The sequence below is a fragment of the Planococcus lenghuensis genome (assembly GCF_001999905.1).
Lineage (GTDB): Bacteria > Bacillota > Bacilli > Bacillales_A > Planococcaceae > Indiicoccus > Indiicoccus lenghuensis.
Genome location: NZ_CP019640.1, coordinates 2,901,758 through 2,919,548, shown reverse-complemented (window position 1 = coordinate 2,919,548; position 17,791 = coordinate 2,901,758). Strand labels below are relative to the sequence as shown.

The following is a 17,791-nucleotide window of genomic DNA, read 5'->3' as shown; positions in this document are numbered from 1 at the left end:
TAGTTAACAAAACAATCGTTTCCATGTTTGATCAACTTGCGGAAACTAAAAAACTCTCGAGGTGACTAATTGAAAAAACTTATCATGTTAATGCTCGTACTCTCGCTGCTGATTCCTGTGAATGTATTTACTGCCACCAAAGCCAATGCGGCAACTGCAACCCCTGATGAGGTCGCTGATTATGCACTGAAGTTCCTTGGTGTACCGTACAAGTATGGAGGAGATGGGCCATACAGCTTCGATTGCTCCGGATTTACAAGTTATGTATTCGCGCATTTCGGTATCTCGCTTCCAAGATCGTCAAGCTCTCAGTACGGAGTTGGGACTTACGTTTCAAAAAGCAATCTCCAAAAAGGCGATCTTGTGTTTTTCCAAAATACATATAAGTCCGGCTTGTCGCATGTCGGCATCTATATCGGAAACGGCGATGTCATCTCTGCCGAAAGTGAAGGGATCGCGATTTCGGATATCAATACCAATCCTTACTGGAAGCCAAGATACCTAGGCGCCAGACGCGTTAATGGAGTCGAAGAACCGAAAGTGACGTCACTTGCTGCTGGGGAATATCACGACGTAGCCAGCGGACACTGGGCACAAGCGGCGATCAAAGATCTGACATTAAGAGGCATTGTAACTGGAACGGGCGATGGCTACTTCAGCCCTAATAATCAAGTTACCCGAGCGCAAGCGGCGACAATGATCGCCCGAACACTGGGGTTAAGTAAAATCAGCGGATCCAAATTCCCTGATGTCTCCAGCAGCCATTGGGCATCAGGCTATATTAACGCAGTTGCGGAAGCTGGAATCGTATATGGTCGCGGTGACGGTACGTTTGATCCGGAAGATCCGATCACGCGCGCGGAAATCACCGTGATCCTGAACCGGGCGTTCGATTTGCAAATGACAGGAAGCTCAGTCGCATTCTCGGATATCAGCGGTCATTGGGCAGAGTCTGATATCTTGATCGTCGCTTCGAACGGACTTGCAAAAGGTGATGGAAGCGGAGTATTCAATCCGGAATCCAATGCGACCCGGGCAGAATTCTCGCTCTTCGTTTACCGGGCGCTTGGCAATAAATAAATCTGAAAAGGGGCTGTCCCGAAAGGTCATGAAAAATGACCTCGAGGGGCAGTTCCTTTTTCTATTCGTAAAGAAGTAGCTGGGGTTCGGCCCGGCGGACGCTTTCCGCGGGCACGGCTTCAGACGCTTCCCTCGCTGGGCTCGGTCCAGGGTCTTCAGCTCGTGCTGGTCCCGCAGGAGTCGCCGCCGGCCTTCCCGCTAGTCAAGTCATCAATGCATACAAAAATCGTCCGTTTCTGTAAAATGGGAGTTACCACACAACCACTCAGAAAGGACGATTTTTATGCGCAATCCAACGATTGCTTCTACCGATTATACCATGCAACCACCTCTTCCGTCAGGTGAATTACTTGAACATGAAATCGTAGTCTCCACCCAAGGGCGCCGGCCGGCGCCCGCATTCAAACCGTATGATCCGACCCAGGCCTTATCCATTCCTGATATTGGCGCCCTGATTCCCGACCATCATGTGGCTCGTGTGGTGGATCAGTTGGTTGAGGCTTTCCCCGATGAGGTGTTGACCGCCTGCTACCCTGGCGGCGGGCGGCCACCCTTCCACCCGAAACTGATGCTCAAAGTTATTCTCTATGCCTATTCCCAAAAAGTTTATTCCTGCCGGGGCATCGCCACGATGCTGCACGAGGATCTTCCGGCGATCTGGCTGGCGGCGATGCAGAAACCGGATTTCCGGACCATCAACCATTTCCGGAGCGTCCGAATGGGAGCGGTCATCGATCAGTTATTCGAGTTCACTGTTTTGGAACTTCACCGGCAAGGGTTTGTCGAGTTTGAGAACTACTTCCTGGACGGGACGAAGATGGAAGCGGACGCCAATAAGTATAGCTTTGTCTTCCGTAAGGCGGTGACGGGGCGGGAAGCGAAACTGAAAATCAGAATCCAGGAAACGCTTCAGGAGATCCAGGAGATTGCCAAGGCGGAGGGATTGGAACTGGGCCAGCTGGCCGAGGAGCCGGCGGCTGCGGAATTGGCTTCAGTTGCGAACCAGCTGGAAGACCAAATGGACATCCTGACGGATCTCATTGCTGAGGAAGAGATTGTGGAAAACAGAAAAGGACTCCGCAAACGGCACAGTCTCCTGAAAAAGAAAGTGAAACTGATTCGTGAAAACTTCATTCCTCGCCAAGAAACGTATGCGGAACAGCTCGCCGTCTGTGGAGAGCGCAACAGCTTCTCGAAGACGGACCCGGACGCCACATTCATGCGGATGAAGGAAGATCATATGAAGAATGGCCAGCTGAAACCCAGATACAATATCCAGATGGCGACCGAGAATCAATTTGTACTGTTCTATACCATTCATCAGCGCCCAGGAGATGCTCGCTGCCTGATTCCACATCTGGAAGAGCTGCAGGCATCTGCCCTGCCTATGCCGAAGACCATCGTCGCGGATGCCGGCTATGGAAGCGAAGAGAACTACCTCTACCTGATCGGGGATGAAAAAGAACCGCTTGCCGGCTTCCTGATCCCGTATGGCACCTATCTGAAAGAGCAGACGAAGAAGTTTAAAAACAATGAATGGAACGCGAAAAACTGGACGTATGAAGAAGCGGATGACCGATTCATCTGTCCAAACGGCCGCCGCGTCGTTTTCAAAAAATATCAGGAGAAGAAAAATGCATCGGGCTTTGTTCAGTCCTATAGAATCTACGAATGTGAAGACTGTACCGGATGTCCGCTGAAAGAATCGTGTACCAAGGCGAAAGGGAACCGTCAGGTTCACTGGAACCCGGTCTACGAGGAATTGAAAATGAAAGCGAAAGAAGCCCTTGAATGTGAGGACCGAAAACTGGTATACGCCCGAAGAAAAATCGAGGTGGAAACCGGTTTCGGCGATATCAAGGGCAATTTGGCGTTCCGCCGGTTCCATCTCCGGGGGCTTCAGAAAGTGCACATCGAATTCGGACTCATCGCCATGGCGCATAATTTTCGGAAAGTGGCCGGTTTCCTCCGGTCACTTTCCGAAAAAGCGAACTTTAAAAAAACAGGGAGAGAACAACCGATTGGTTATTCTCTCCCTGTTTTTAATTTAGGGGGCTTTTTGGACAGCCCCTTTTTGTTTTCAATACTTATGATCTGTGCTAGGGTGTAGCTCACTCTCACTGTAACTGGTTCTTTTTTTTGAGCAAGGGAATTATGATGCTTAACTACAAGGTCCCATTCCAGTCAACCCTGACGGTAAACTGAAAAAACGACCCTGTCCAACCATCCGGACAGGGCCATTTTTGCTTTTTCTACGGAAGCAGCAAGGCGCGATGGAGCATGGCTGCAAATTGGGCGCGGGTGATTGCTTCACCTGGCCGGAAAGTGCCGTCTTCGAATCCATTTACAATCCCGTTTTCATAAGCGGCTTGCACGGCATCCGCATAGTAAATCGTCGGCCGCACATCCCGGAAGGAACTTTCGCCACTTTTCGAGAAATTGAAGACGCGCTGCAGAATGACTGCGACATCTCCTCGTGTAACTGAATCAGCCGGATAAAAATTTCCGTCCGGTCGGCCTTCGATATAACCGAGCTTGTAAGCGCTATTGATATAGCCGCTTCCAAAACTGGCCGGCCGCACATCGCTGAAGACGTTAATGGATGTGTCAGGTTCCAGGTTAACTGCTCGGCCGATCATGGCGACGGCTTGTTCGCGGGAGATGGCATGTTCAGGTTGGAAAGTACCGTCCGGATAACCGGTGATGATACCTTTGCTGACAATGCTTTCAATAGCAGGCAAGTACCATTTTACAAGCGGCAGATCCGGGAACAGCGATGCTTGTGTATGGAGAGACTGCACGAGTCCGTAGCCATGGTGTATATCCTTGCCGGTAGGACCGATATCCAGCGCGTTGCGTTTGACTACTTCCCGGATTTGTTTATTCGATAAATACGGATACGCTTCGATGTACTGGGCGAAAACACCGGTAACAAAAGGTGTTGCGACAGAAGTGCCGCTAAGCGAACCGTAATCATTATGCGTCAATGTATCAGGGTTAGTGTGTGTGCTTCTGACAGCTTCACCGGGAGCGGCGAATTCAACGGAAGGGCCATAATAAGAAAACGACGACCGGCTATTGTCCTTGCCGATGGAACCAACTGCAATAACAGAAGAGTAGCGGGCGGGATAAAGTACATCAACCTGAGTGCCATCCAGCTGTTCGCTGTTTCCGGAAGCGGCAACGACGAGTATGCCTGCATCATACGCTTTCTGCAGCGCTGCTTTTAATCCGGGTGAATCCGATTCTGTGGTGAGGCTCAAATTGATCAAATCAACTTGCTGCGCGATGGCCCAGTCCAAGCCGCTCAATACTGTGGACAGCGACCCTCTTCCGGTGTCCGATAATACTTTTACAGAATACAATGAAGAATCCGGTACAACACCGACTGTGCCGATATCGTTATTGAGTGCAGCGATGATGCCTGCGACATGGGTTCCATGCCCTAAAAGGTCATTGAAATAATCACTGCCGCTGATAAATGAAGCGCCACCGGCCAGTTTGAGATCAGGGTGCGAGCCGTTTATCCCGGAATCCAAAACAGCGATCTTAACTCCTTTTCCGGTGTAGCCGAGCGCGGCTGCGTGGGAGGCGCCAATTTTCTGAAGGCCCCAGGAAGAAGTCTGAACCGCCGCTTGCACGATTTGGTCTTCCTCAATATGAATGTCAGCTGAAGTAGCTGCGGCCGTCACAAGTGGCCGTTCGGGCACAGTCGCCACGACGGTGGAAATCTCAGTGAGTTCCTCGTGGATGACGGCACCGAGCTCTTCAAGTAACTCGTAGTCGATTTTTTCCTCAAAAGAAATGATGACCGGTTCGGATCCTGCCATTTCAGCGCTGGGGGAAATCGGTAAAGACAGAAAAAAGACGAGCAGCAAAATAACAAAAAGCAGATTGGTTCTCAATACAATCACTCCTATGGATATCACATATGCAAGGCGTAATAGGTCAGCGAATACAATTTAAGCAAAAAGACGAACGAGAACCGTTCGTCTTTTTAACTTTAATTTTTTGCTTTCCAGTTGTAGTAATCTTCGATACCCTCAGCGATAGCACTTGCTGCCCGGTCCCGGTAAGTGGAAGAGGCAAGCTTCGTTGCATCGGACGTATTAGTCATGAAGCCGAGTTCCGTCAGTGCGGCAGGCATCGGATTGGTGCGGAGCACCTGATACGATGCTTCTTTCACACCGCGGTTATTATTGTTCATCGCCACATACAAGCGGTTCTGGATGAAAGTCGCCAGTTGTTTGCTGTCGGTTGCAACTTGATCAAGCGCCGCGGAATAGAACGTTTCTGATCCGCTTGTTGCCGGCGTGTAAGCATTAGCATGGATGCTGACGAATGCATTGGCACCGCTGTTTACGCTGTTGGTGACGCGTTGAGAGAGTGTCGGGTAAACATCTGTTGTACGTGTCATATAGACCGAGATTCCTTTAGCGAGCAATAGCTTCTGTACACGTTTTGAGACGTCAAGGTTAATTTCTTTTTCCACAAGTCCGTTTGCAACAGCGCCCGGATCAGATCCGCCGTGGCCTGGATCGATCGCGATGTAACGTTTCTGAGCTGCCGGATTTACAAGATAAGCGGAGTGGACATAACCTTTCAATGTTCCAATCTGTCCGTACGCCCAGCTTCCATCATAACTGAGGACTTGAATTTTATCACCGGCGTCCATTTGACCGATCGCTCCATGGCTCGTGCCAGGGCCGGATCTGATGTTCAAATTGTCTGTTGTTGAGACCAATTCAGCGATGTAAGCAGGCTTAGCAGGAGCGGGTGGAGCAGGTTCGTTTAGATATGCGCTATGTATATAACCCAATAAGCTTCCGGTTTTACCGTACGCCCAATCGCCATGATAGCCATAAACTGAAACCACTGTGCCTTTATTGATTTTTCCGACTGTACTGTAAGTCGAGCTTGGGCCGGTTCTGATATTCAAGCTATCCACAGTAGCGGCCAATTCATCGATTGTCGCATTCTGGAATGTAACTCTAAATGAAGATTCCAAGCCCCGGGCTGCGAAAACTGCAAAATCGCGGCGCGTTAATTTAAGTGAGGGCGAGTAATTCGCATTTCCGGTACCATTTGAAATTCCCTTAGTAGCTATCTTATTGACTGCTAAATATAAGCTCTTTGGATCTGTGCTTACATTAACATCTCTAAAAAAGACAGGCCCTGTGTTTTTCAGGTTGAATGCTCGACTTAGAAGGAAAGCCATTTCGCCTCGTGTCATTGTTGCCTTAGGTTTGTAAGTACCATCGGGATAACCAGTGATAATGCCATTCTCAACTGCTGTCTGAATGTATCCGGAACTATAACGGGATGATGGAACATCTGAAAAATCCGTTTCCCGCGGTGTTGACGCATAGCCCAAAATTCGACCGATCAGGATGGCAGCCTGTTCACGAGTGACAGAACTATTTGGACTGAATGTGGTGCTGGATGTTCCGTTGATAAGTCCTTTGTTCCATAGATAAATAATTTCCTCGTCTGATGAGGAGACATCCGTGAATGGATTACTGGCAGATACCTGTGAGGTACCAAAATTCAAAATCACAAAAACCGAGAGGATGAGTAGCGCCAAAAGTCGTGTACTAGCATTCTTCATGTGGGCGAAATTTCTCCTTTAATTGTTTATTTGTTTACCCGCTGTCCACAACGGGTATACACACAGTTTATTTGTTCTGTTTCGTAAAAAACAACCGGTTTTGGTGAAAATAAGGATATAGTATCCCGATATAAATTGCTTTAAAGAGATTTTAGCACAAAATAGGCCAAAAATACCGATAAATAAAATAAGATTGAGCAGTAAAAAGGATTAGAATAGATAAGGATCGTTGCTTCATATTCCTTAGTCTTATGCGACTTAATCCAGCTATCGGCAAAGGAGGATAAAGGCATAGTTACTTATTTATGAAAAGAATAAACGATAGAAAGGAGCATTTTTAAGTAACTTTAATACATAAAAAGGTAAAAAATAGAAAAATATTAACATATGGGAGGAAATAAAGAGAAATGAAAAAAATGTTGTGTGCAGCCATTATAGCGAGCTTGATATTCTCACTGATATTCCCGCAGAATAGTAATGCGGCCGATGATCTGACAGGTCATAAATATGAAGAGGCGATGCGGGAGATGATCGCTCTCGGGGCGATCACCGGGTATCCGGATGGCAGTTACGGACCGGACCGGGAAGTCAGTAGAGCCCAGTTCGCTAAAATGATCGTCAAGGCTTTTGAATTAGGAGGAAGTGGAGAAGCGGGACTGCCGGCAGGCGATTCGACTGAAGAATCCACTTTCCGCGATGTTTCAGCGGACGCATGGTACGCTAAGCCGATTGCTGCCGCAGTGGATGCAGGGATTGTAAGAGGCTACCCGGATAACACTTTCCGGCCGAATGCTTTGATTACCCGCGAGCAGATGGCAAGCATGATTTCGAGAGGGCTGGAAGCGAAAGGGATTGTCGTGAATATCGCTGAAATCGCACCGCTGACGTATGTGGATACAGCCAGCATCGCCAAGTATCATGCTGAAGATGCCCGGATTTTGGGTCATTTAAAAATCATGGAAGGGAATCTGGTTGGAGAATTTCAACCGAAAGCAGATTCGAAACGCTGGATGGTGGCTCTTGTGCTTTTAAGAGGAAGAGAAGTTATTTATCCGCCGGCGCCGCTCCCGTACCAAGCTTCAGCCATCACAAATGGACAGACAGAAGCGGTTAAGCAATTCGGGACTTTTGAAGAGGCGAAGCAATTCGCCAAAGCGGATGCATCAGCAGAAGTGGTTGAACACAGCAGCCAGATCGTCTGGATGGAGAATGGAGTCGCAGTCAGCAGCGCATTCTCCTATGTCTATCCGAGCGCTAGTCTCCAATGGAGTTCCGGTCAGCTCGGCGGCCAGTACCGCCCGTATATTCCGACTGGAACGGAAATGAAGTATATCGACGCTGAAGCCGGATACGCACGAGTGGAACTTGCAGGCAAACCAGGCTATGTGAAATCGAACACGATCATGCTGATTCCATATGAAATGATGAAAGGCCGTTCCTACTATGAAGTGGCAAACGGTGGACTCATTCATCGGCCATTCAATCACTTGAGTGAAAAATATTCATCGACTGGCGTAATCGGTACAGCGCCGGCTGGGCTTGTGCCAGGAACAAAATACTACAGCCAGGATGGCGCGGTCTTCTTCAACGCTTCCGGCGCAAAAGTGGTCGAGGCGCATCAGTATTTCAATAAACTGCCGCTTTCGTCAGCAACGAATTACACGGCTGAAGAACTCGATAAATACTTAACAGATAAATTCCCGTATTACGGGAAAGCGATCTACGGAAAAACATGGACCGAAAGTCCGCTTGCAGGCAGTGGCCAATTCTTCAAAGACATCGAAGCGCAGTATAAAGTGAACGCATTGTACTTACTATCCCATGCAATTCATGAAAGCAATTGGGGAACCAGTAAAATTGCGCAGGATAAAAACAACCTGTTCGGCTACGGGGCAGTCGACGGGGACGCGTACAATGGCGCTTATACCTACGCTACTTTCAAGGAATCCATTGAAGATGCTGCTAAGAAAATCAATGCAAACTACCATAAAGTAACCGGCAGTTTCTATAACGGATCTATTCTTGGCAACAAGGCAATCGGTATGAATGTGCGCTATGCATCAGATCCATACTGGGGTGAAAAGATCGCCGGCCATATGTATCGGACCGACTTATACCTTGGCAAAAAAGATATCTACAAGCATCAGCTGGGCTATACGAATGTGGAGGGTTTAAACTTCCGGACAATCGCCGGAGCAACAGCGCCGGATACCGTGATGTATAAATTGTTTCATACAAACGTCCCGGTCATTATCAAAGGACAGGCTACTGTGAACGGCGCAACTTGGTTCCATGTCCAGTCTGAAGACAAGGCATTTGACGATGCGCATGTTTATGGAAATGGCGCGTATGGAGAATTTGTTAAAGCTCTTCCGCTTGCGAAGTAACTATCAGGACGGCAAAAAAGAAGAATACTGTGCAAGAGGCTGCGGTCTCCTGTGCGGTATTCTTTTTTTGATTTATTGCAGAAGTTCTTTCAATTGACCCTGCTTGTTTTCTTCCGCTTGATATTTCTTTTTTCCTTGTCCGCGACCTCCGACCTTTGTTCATTATTGTATGGTTTACAAGAAAGGTGCCGGCGTTAAATTCCGTGTAATTGCTCTCTTCAACTAAAGCGGGAGGACTTTTGTCTAAGCTGATTGCCGTTTTAAGCAGAGTCGGAGGTGCTCATACCATACGTTTCACCCGGTTTATTATGCTTCAATTGTGTTATAGTAGGAAAAAGAAACAAGGCGTCAAGTTAAGGAGAAAAACAAGATGAAGAAAACGATTGATATTTTAGGAGTGCCGTTTCTGCACACGACCCGACAGGCGTTCATAGAAACGCTGCAGCGGCATGTGGAACAAAAAAGTAAAACATTTGTCGTGACTGCAAATCCGGAAATTGTCATGCATTCGCTCCAAGACGAGCAGTATCGGGGAATCCTTCAACAGGCGGATTACATCACAGCCGACGGAATCGGTGTTGTGAAAGCCGCTTCGATCATCGGTGATCCACTGCCGGAACGGGTGAGCGGATATGACATCATGCTCGATCTGCTTCAAGTGGCTGACCGGCAGCGTTACAGCGTCTATTTTTTGGGAGCGGCGGAGGAAGTGCTGCAGGCTACAGTGGCAAAGGTGCGCGAGGAGTATCCGAACGTCAAGATTGCCGGACACCAGAACGGCTTTTTTGACCGCCAGGATCCTGGCGTGGCTGAAGCGATTAAAGAATCAGGTGCGGATCTGGTTTTTGTTGCGCTCGGTTTCCCCCGACAGGAGCAATGGATCGGCAAATACCTGCCGTTATTTGATAAAGGGGTATTCATCGGGGTAGGTGGAAGTTTCGATGTGTTTTCCGGCAATGTAAATCGGGCGCCGGATGTATGGATTAAACTGAATCTCGAGTGGTTTTACCGGCTCGCGAAGCAACCTTCCCGCTGGAAAAGAATGCTTGTATTGCCGAAGTTTGCGCTGGTTATTTTGCGTGGAAAGGCTTCCCGGAAGAAATGAACAACGCATTAATAAGAGGGACGCTGGTTTTATCCATTGCGGCCCTGTTATCAAAAGTGTTGGGCAGCCTTTTCCGGATTCCATTGCAAAACATCGCCGGCGATGAAGTGCTGGGGATTTTCACACTCGTCTACCCGGTCTATATGGTTGCCTTGACACTGTCGGTAGCAGGTATTCCGATCGCTATTTCGAAGCTGATTGCAGAATCCCGGGCACAGGATAAGCCGGACGAGGTCGGCAAGATCTTTCATACGTCCGGCATTTTAGCACTGGTTTTTGGAGCGTTGTTTTTCGCATTGATTTTCATCTTCTCGGAGCAGATCGCTGCCGTGATTGGCGGACAGGCGACCCGCCCGGCGCTCATTGTGGTGGGCTGCACGCTATTGGTCGCTCCGTATATGGCTGTGTACCGGGGATTTTTTCAAGGGCATGGCGATATGACGCCGACAGCTGTTTCACAAGTGATCGAGCAATTCATACGGGTCGGTTTAATCCTTGTCATCGCGGTCTATATGGTCAGCCAGCTCTACAGCGCCCGGGAAATAGCCGGCGGAATCATGATCAGTTCGGTCATTGGGGCAGCCGCTTCCCTCATGTATTTGCGGTATTTATACAGCCGTTCCGATTTCCGCGTCAAAAAAAATGCAAATCGCATCCGAGGCCAGTTTACGCGCACAGGTAAAATGATTCTTGCGATTTCCATTCCGATCAGCATCGGTTCCATTACCATGGCGCTCCTCAATCTGGTGGATTCCGTCACCATACCGAACGCATTGCGGGTATTCGGTAATTCGGATGACGATGTTATCTATCTATACGGTATATATGGCCGGGGACTTGCGCTTGTGCAAATTGTCTCCGTATTCGCGACATCCGTCGTCTTGCCGCTCATTCCATCCGTATCCGCCAAACTTGCGGCCGGTGATGCCCTGGGAGTTAAACGCGATCTTGAGCATACATATTTTCTCGGTTACCTCATTTCATTGCCGGCTGCCATCGGACTGACCGTGCTGACATTGCCAGTCAATTTGGCCTTGTTTACGAACCTGGAAGGCAGTGCCGTGCTGGCGGTCATCGCATTCAGTTCATTGTTCACGTCCATGACGGTTCTCGGTACGGGCATTCTGCAAGGCATCAATAGAGCGAAACTGGCTGCTTGGATTATCGTTGGAGGGGTGACGGTGAAAGCGCTGCTGAACCTCCTGTTCATCCAATGGTACGGGTTGCTCGGCGCGGCTATTTCCACAACTGCTGTCTATCTTCTTCTATTTTTGGTGAATACGTACTTCATTTGGAAACACACGAAATTTAATTTTTTATCGAAAAAGGCAGTGGCAGGGATCATCGCCGCGCTTGTGATGGGCGGGATCGTCTGGCTGCCGCTCGTGTTTTTCGAAGTGGCAGAATGGACACGCGGCATCGCATTTTTGTATCTGACCGCTTCTGCGTCAGCGGGCGCTGTCATCTACGGCAGTCTGTTGCTGATGCTGAACGTCATTGATAAGCGTTTGCTGAATAAAATTCCGGTAATCCGGTCATTCATTAAATAAGAGGGTATGTATAACAGTCGGAAACAGTTTTGGGACAATAAACAATCAAAGGTGTGTAGTCAGTGCAGAAAGCATTAATGGGTATAGTTCTTGCAGCCATTATATTAACCATTCCTTCTATCTATGAACGCGTCACTGTGGAAGAAGGCAGTAAGACAATTGAAACCGCCATTCCGTTTCATGTAATCGACGGATGGCTTACGAGAGAGCCGGACCTTGAGTTGGAGCAAGTGCTCGAGGGTCTGAAGGAAGTGGGCGTTCAAAGCATTAGCGTAGAGCCGATCAATTTGCGGACACTCGAACAATGGGGAGAGATTTCCATTATCAGTTCTGCGACAATTCGGGAGCATATTCTACTGAATGGAGAAGAACCACTTTCGGATTTCTTTGATACGAGAGGGATTTTTGTCTACATGGAAAATGGCCCTGATTACCGGTCAGTGATCAGGGATAACTTCACGGACACACGGGCGACGGAAATCGGGGAGGTCTCATACATATTCGTGCCCGGCCAACCGGATGAACTTAAGTCGGCTCCGCTTGTATATAATACGGAAGCAATTTCGGCGATTGAAGCCGCCGGAATGGCAGTCATTCCGCGAATCGCTCATCAGTCGGATGATGACCGGCTGGACGAGAACATAGGAGAGCTTCTTGCGCTTTACAGCGAAAATACGGACAGCGTACTGTTTTCGGGACACAAACTGCCGTTTTACGATGACCCCGTCCGGTTGAAGAACTTTGTCCGTGAACTTGAAAATGCCGGATTCGATTTGCTGAACATCGAATTGGCGACCCAGCAAGGCTTCAATACGGCGGCATATATAACCGAATTCGACGTCATCCGGTTGCACAGCCTTCCGCTGTACACAACGAATGTCGACGAAATGGCTGATCGGATCATCCGGGCGGTCAAAGAACGGAATATCAAAGTGGTGTTCCTGAATGTCGGCATCCCGGAATACAGCGAAGCGATTGAAACACTGTCTGAATTGGAGACAGCGGTGAATGCCGGGATATTCCCGCGTTATATGCGAGGGGAAGCGGTTACGTTTGATCAAATCGATGTGCCGCTTTGGCAGATAGCGATTGCGTTAGCGGGAGCTGTCGCCTTCATCGGTCTGGCCGCTGCAGCTGTCTTCAACCGGCGCTGGCTGACCATCGGCGCCATTGCATTGTTTTCGTTGCTTTCCTTGGTATATCTTGTCCTTGGCTCAAGCATCCTGCTGAAAGGGATGGCACTCGCCGTCGCTGTTACAGCACCAGTGTTCGCCGTGCTGGTTCCGCGGGATCCTGACAAGAAGGGTTACCTGCTATTTTCATATTTGAAAGCAGTAGGAATTACATTTGCCGGCATTTGGCTCATCGTGGTTCTGCTGAACGGCAACCAATTTATCCTTGGAACGGAATTGTTCAGAGGGGTGAAGCTCGTGTATATCCTGCCGATCGCTTTCGTTGCGCTTTATGCGTTCTGGGGGAAGATTACGGATATACTTAAGCTCGATATAAAATACTGGCATATCCTGCTGTTCGGTCTGGTTGCGGCAATCGGTTTTTATTACATCCAACGGACGGGGAACGCCGCTACGGTGAGCACTCTTGAAATTCAGGCGAGGCAGCTGCTGGAGCAATTGCTTTATGTGCGACCGCGGACAAAGGAATTTCTGATCGGGCTTCCATTGTTCGTCTTCGCCCTCTATATTGCCAAACGGTATGAACGGGCCAGCTATTTCATCTTGATACCGGCGGTAATCGGCTTTTTATCACTGGTCAACACATTCACGCATTTCCATATCCCGCTATTGGTTTCTGTACTCAGAAGTTTCTATAGCATCGTGCTCGGATTCCTGATCGGTCTCGGGCTGATTGGGATTTATAAACTGATCGGGGACTGGGTCGTGAATCAGATTAAAGCGAGGTGGCAGACATGAATATTGTACTGTCAGGTTATTACGGATTTGATAATGTCGGAGATGAGGCCATCCTGTTCGCCATCATCCGGGCGCTGCGGGAGTGGGATCCGGCGGTGGAGATCACCGTCCTTTCGAATAATCCTGCCTACACCGCAGAAACCTACGGCGTCAACGCAGTGAACCGCTGGAAACCAGGAGAAGTCAGAGCCGCATTGAAGCAGTCGGATGGGCTGATCAGCGGCGGGGGCAGCTTGCTGCAGGACAAGACCGGCCCTAAAAGCATTCCATATTATCTTGGTGTCATCAAATTAGCGCAATGGATGAAAAAGCCGGTCTTTGTCTATGCCCAGGGTATGGGACCAGTGAGCGGAAAAGCCAACCGTCTGCTGATGAAGAAAGTTCTTCAGAAAGCTGAATTGCTGACCGTACGAGACAGCCAGTCAAAGCAGTTGTTGGAAGACATCGGTATTACCCGGTCGATCACCGTTGTTCCTGATCCCGTTATGGGCTTGAATCCTGGTGATTTCCAGAGCAACTGGCTTGAAAAAGACCCGGGAATCCAGACTATTGCTGTCTCTGTCCGGGACTGGACAGAAAACCTGGACTACTTGAATGATATCGCCGCTTCGCTCGATGAACTCGCAGAACGCGGCAACCGGATTGTCTTCGTGCCGATGCACGGTGAGCATGATTTAAAAACATCGGAGCGCACGGCGGCGATGATGCAACAAGAAGCATTGATTGCACCACATGACAGCTCGATAGAAGAAAAGATGGCCATCATCAGCGAAGTGGACCTGCTGATCGGCATGCGGCTGCATGCGCTGATTTTTGCTGCAGCCGGCTCCACGCCATTCCTCGCACTTTCATATGATCCGAAAATCGATTCGTTTGCTTCCATTACAGGCCAGCGAGTGATCGGCAGCGTCAGTCCGCAGGATTGGAATCATAAAGATCTTACGGCGGCGGCTGAGCGTATTTTGAAAAACTATGCTATAGAAGCGGAAAAGCTTAATGAGAAAGCCCTTCCGCTGCAAAAACAAGCCGCCGGGACAGCAAACCTTGTTCTGGATGCTTTGCGAAAATAAACAAAGATTGATTTGCACGCCGCAGCTTCTGTAGGCGTGCTTTTTTTATATGAAGGGGGAAGCATTCATGTCTGTTGCTCGCTTGTAAAATGGCGATATAATTGAGCCGATTTCATAAATCGCATGTTTAAAAAAGCACAGACTGCTTTTCTGAGCATTTTTCCTCTAAAAAATGAATCTGTGAATTCACCAAAAAGTTGGACGGACGGGAACCCGCTTGCTTTCCGCGGACTGACCGGCAAGCCTCGCCGCCCGTTCCGTGCGGCGGGATCTTACCAGCCAGTTATTCCGCAGGAGTCGCGCAAGTTCCCGTTTCTCCTAGACAAAAAAGGAACGGCTTTTATCAAAAATGCGAAGAAGCGGACCCAGTTCCAATGTCGAAAAAATGGCATTGAACCGGTGGGTAGGTGCTATTTCGAATAATTCCTGCATGTCAAACAGGTTATCTTGTCTTATAATAGGCATAGAGCGCTTCCCCTCCTGTTTTGGTGTGTTGTGGTGACGTCCATTATACAGGATTTGGGGAGGTGTTCCTTTTTTTACTTCTGACCGCCTTAGAGTCGCAAGGCCTCATAATTATGAAATTGATTCAATTAATAGGCGATTTGTAAAAAACATAAATAAATAAGTTTTTTATTGTTGGAAGAATTTCGGCATGCTAAACTGAAAGCGGTTACTTGTCCTTTGAATTGCCGGTATGAAATTTAATTCAGGAGTTATTCTAAGGGCAATTATTCGAAAACTAAGAAGGATGGTGTCAGATGAAGAGTAAAGCGGTTAAGGCGACTATTGCATCGGCAGTGACGATCAGTGCAATCGGACTTCAGGCTCCGATAGCGGCAACAGCGGCAGAAGGGGATTTCGAACTGACGATTCTGCACACGAATGACACGCATGCACATCTGGAAAATGTCGCGAAACGGGTGACAGTGGTAGAACAGCTTCGGGCGGAGAATCCGAATAATCTTTTGCTGGACGCTGGAGATGTATTCTCGGGAACGCTGTACTTCAACGAGTTTGAAGGGCAGGCGGATTTGGCTTTCATGAATTTGCTTCAATATGACGCAATGACATTCGGAAACCACGAATTCGATCTTGGCGCGAGCCCTGAAGGACATGCGGCCCTTGCTGAATTCATCGCTGGAGCTGAGTTCCCGTTCGTCTCCGCGAATACGGACTTCTCACAAGACACCAACCTGGCGGCTTTCGAGAATAATGTTTATACATCCGAGTTTGAAAACGGTGAAATCTACAGCGGCATCATCAAAGAAATTGATGGGGAACAAGTCGGGATCTTCGGTCTGACAACCGAAGAAACGGCCGATATCTCAAGCCCTGGTGAAGTGGACTTCTCAAACTACATCGCTGCTGCTGAAGAAGCGGTCGCGGCATTCGAAGCAGCCGGTGTCAATAAAATCGTAGCACTGACGCATCTCGGATATGATGACTCACGGTTATACGATAATGACCGATTGCTTGCAGAAGCAGTGGCTGGCATTGACGTGATCGTCGGCGGACATACGCACACCGAGTTAGGGGAACCGATTGTCTTTAATGAAGACGGAGAACCGGTTGTCATCGTCCAGGCGGGCCAGTATGGCAACGCAGTCGGTGAACTGGACGTCACGTTCAACGAGGCGGGTGTCATCACATCATTCGACGGAACGCTTCACCCGGTTGGAAGCGCAGTTGCCGATGCGGAAGCTGCAGAACTTCTGGCACCATACACAGCGGCAATTGAAAGATTGAAAAACCAGTCCACCGGTGCGGAAGCGGAAGTTGTACTGAACGGCGCACGCGGAGACGTGCGGACTTCTGAAACAAACCTAGGTAACCTGATTACTGACGGTATGCTGGCGACAGCTCAGGAAATCGACCCTGAAACCGTCATCGCGCTGCAAAACGGCGGTGGAATCCGGGCATCAATCGACACGGGAGATATTACAGTGGGTGAAGTCCTGACTGTAATGCCGTTCGGCAATAGCCTTGCGATTATGGAGCTGAGCGGCGCGGAAATCATCGCGGCCCTCGAGCACAGCGTAAGCGCCTATCCGACAACGAGCGGCGGATTCCTCCAAGTGGCGGGCCTGAAATTCGCGTTTGATCCGACTGCACCTGCAGGCGAGCGCATCAGCGAGGTCTACATCACAAGCAATGACGAAGTGGTAGCACTGGACCCGGCCGCTTTTTATAAAGTCGCAACAAACACATTCACCGCTAAAGGCGGCGATGGCTATGATGTTTTCGCTGCAGCGTACGCGGATGGCCGTGTGAGCGAACCGGGCAATATCGACTACCAGATGTTCATCGATTATATTGCAACACTCGGCAAAGTCAGCCCTGAAGTGGAAGGGCGCATTAACCTGACAGTGCCATATGCGGATATCTCGATCCTTGACGAAATCTACCCGTACGTGCAGAACCTTTACTACAACGGTCTCCTTGATGGCCTGTTCGGTGAAGAATTCGAAGCGGACAAAGCGCTGAAACAAGGCGAAGCCGTAGCACTCGCAGTCCGGGCGGCCGGAATTGAAGCGGCAACTGTCGAAGAAGCAATCGCTGCAGCAGTGGAAGCAGGCATCCTCAGTGATGGCAAGTTCCAGGAAAATAAAGCTGTAAAACGGGCGGGCTTGGCTCTTCTCTTGAACCGCGCGTTCGATTATGCCGGTGATGACTACGTGGCTGGCGAACTTGCGCCGTTCAAAGATCTGAAACGGGCAGATGCTGAAACACAAAAAGCGATCACTATGCTATATGATTTCGGAATCGTTGAAGGTCATAACGGACAGTTCAAACTGAATGCAGCCGTTTCACATGCAGAAGCAGTGAAAATCGTTTCATTATTCTTGGACGAACTGAAGTAAAGAAATGAGTTTGAAGCCATCCTCCGGGGTGGCTTTTTTGTGTTCAATCAAAGATTATCTGCCTATTTGGATTGCCTATGGAATCTTAAAGTAATTTCACAGCGCCTTAAAGTGAATTCGGATTCTCTTAATGCACATTCAAAAGGCTTTAAAGTGAACTCGCGGGCGCTTAAAGTTTCTTCACGCAATCTTAAAT

Annotated in this window: 11 protein-coding genes; 8 read left to right on the top strand and 3 right to left on the bottom strand. The window is 48.9% G+C overall.

Features of this window, described 5'->3' with window-relative positions:
- Nucleotides 1-69: 69 nt before the first annotated feature.
- Both B0X71_RS14795 and B0X71_RS14790 read left to right on the top strand, forming a co-directional pair.
- Nucleotides 70-1,080, top strand: a complete 1,011-nt coding sequence (locus B0X71_RS14795) for a C40 family peptidase (protein ID WP_232336709.1) — start codon at nt 70-72, stop codon at nt 1,078-1,080.
- 283 nt (nt 1,081-1,363) lie between these two features.
- Entirely contained in the window at nt 1,364-3,190 is a 1,827-nt protein-coding gene (locus B0X71_RS14790) for an IS1182 family transposase (RefSeq protein WP_077590142.1), read from the top strand.
- Nucleotides 3,191-3,332: 142 nt separating this feature from the next.
- Here the strand turns inward: B0X71_RS14790 and B0X71_RS14785 are convergent, their stop codons facing one another.
- Both B0X71_RS14785 and B0X71_RS14780 read right to left on the bottom strand, forming a co-directional pair.
- Nucleotides 3,333-4,985, bottom strand: coding sequence for a S8 family peptidase (locus B0X71_RS14785; RefSeq protein ID WP_156889886.1), 1,653 nt, complete (start codon nt 4,983-4,985; stop codon nt 3,333-3,335).
- Between the two features lie 98 nt (nt 4,986-5,083).
- Nucleotides 5,084-6,688 carry an N-acetylmuramoyl-L-alanine amidase gene (locus tag B0X71_RS14780; protein ID WP_077590141.1) on the bottom strand — a complete coding sequence of 535 codons (1,605 nt, stop codon included), beginning with the start codon at nt 6,686-6,688 and terminating at the stop codon, nt 5,084-5,086.
- Between the two features lie 407 nt (nt 6,689-7,095).
- Between B0X71_RS14780 and B0X71_RS14775 the strand changes: the two genes are divergently transcribed.
- The 5 genes from B0X71_RS14775 to csaB all read left to right on the top strand — a co-directional run bounded on the left by B0X71_RS14775 (nt 7,096) and on the right by csaB (nt 14,731).
- Nucleotides 7,096-9,075: an S-layer homology domain-containing protein gene (locus tag B0X71_RS14775; RefSeq protein WP_077590140.1), complete on the top strand. Its 1,980-nt coding sequence runs from the start codon at nt 7,096-7,098 to the stop codon at nt 9,073-9,075.
- Between the two features lie 370 nt (nt 9,076-9,445).
- Complete coding sequence (locus B0X71_RS14770; RefSeq protein ID WP_077590139.1) at nt 9,446-10,180, top strand: WecB/TagA/CpsF family glycosyltransferase; 735 nt, start codon at nt 9,446-9,448, stop codon at nt 10,178-10,180.
- Complete coding sequence (locus B0X71_RS14765) at nt 10,177-11,730, top strand: putative polysaccharide biosynthesis protein (protein WP_077590138.1); 1,554 nt, start codon at nt 10,177-10,179, stop codon at nt 11,728-11,730. The genes B0X71_RS14770 and B0X71_RS14765 overlap by 4 nt, the downstream gene beginning before the upstream one ends.
- A gap of 62 nt (nt 11,731-11,792) precedes the next feature.
- On the top strand, nt 11,793-13,661 hold the full coding sequence (locus B0X71_RS14760) for a DUF5693 family protein (protein ID WP_077590137.1): 1,869 nt from the start codon (nt 11,793-11,795) through the stop codon (nt 13,659-13,661).
- On the top strand, nt 13,658-14,731 hold the full coding sequence (gene csaB / locus B0X71_RS14755; RefSeq protein WP_077590136.1) for a polysaccharide pyruvyl transferase CsaB: 1,074 nt from the start codon (nt 13,658-13,660) through the stop codon (nt 14,729-14,731). Before B0X71_RS14760 ends, csaB begins: the two co-directional genes overlap by 4 nt.
- A 318-nt stretch (nt 14,732-15,049) precedes the next feature.
- Here csaB and B0X71_RS21020 read toward each other — a convergent pair whose 3' ends face one another.
- Complete coding sequence (locus tag B0X71_RS21020; protein ID WP_156889885.1) at nt 15,050-15,196, bottom strand: hypothetical protein; 147 nt, start codon at nt 15,194-15,196, stop codon at nt 15,050-15,052.
- 296 nt (nt 15,197-15,492) lie between these two features.
- Between B0X71_RS21020 and B0X71_RS14750 the strand changes: the two genes are divergently transcribed.
- On the top strand, nt 15,493-17,595 hold the full coding sequence (locus tag B0X71_RS14750) for a bifunctional metallophosphatase/5'-nucleotidase (protein ID WP_077590135.1): 2,103 nt from the start codon (nt 15,493-15,495) through the stop codon (nt 17,593-17,595).
- The last annotated feature ends 196 nt before the right edge of the window (nt 17,596-17,791 follow it).

What these genes read in the sequence shown, in the direction of transcription:
- B0X71_RS14790 (WP_077590142.1), top strand. Translation starts at nt 1,364, where the DNA reads ATGCGCAATCCAACGATTGCTTCTACCGATTATACCATGCAACCACCT.
- B0X71_RS14780 (WP_077590141.1), bottom strand. Translation starts at nt 6,688, where the DNA reads ATGAAGAATGCTAGTACACGACTTTTGGCGCTACTCATCCTCTCGGTT.
- B0X71_RS14775 (WP_077590140.1), top strand. Translation starts at nt 7,096, where the DNA reads ATGAAAAAAATGTTGTGTGCAGCCATTATAGCGAGCTTGATATTCTCA.
- B0X71_RS14770 (WP_077590139.1), top strand. Translation starts at nt 9,446, where the DNA reads ATGAAGAAAACGATTGATATTTTAGGAGTGCCGTTTCTGCACACGACC.
- B0X71_RS14765 (WP_077590138.1), top strand. Translation starts at nt 10,177, where the DNA reads ATGAACAACGCATTAATAAGAGGGACGCTGGTTTTATCCATTGCGGCC.
- csaB (WP_077590136.1), top strand. Translation starts at nt 13,658, where the DNA reads ATGAATATTGTACTGTCAGGTTATTACGGATTTGATAATGTCGGAGAT.
- B0X71_RS21020 (WP_156889885.1), bottom strand. Translation starts at nt 15,196, where the DNA reads ATGCCTATTATAAGACAAGATAACCTGTTTGACATGCAGGAATTATTC.
- B0X71_RS14750 (WP_077590135.1), top strand. Translation starts at nt 15,493, where the DNA reads ATGAAGAGTAAAGCGGTTAAGGCGACTATTGCATCGGCAGTGACGATC.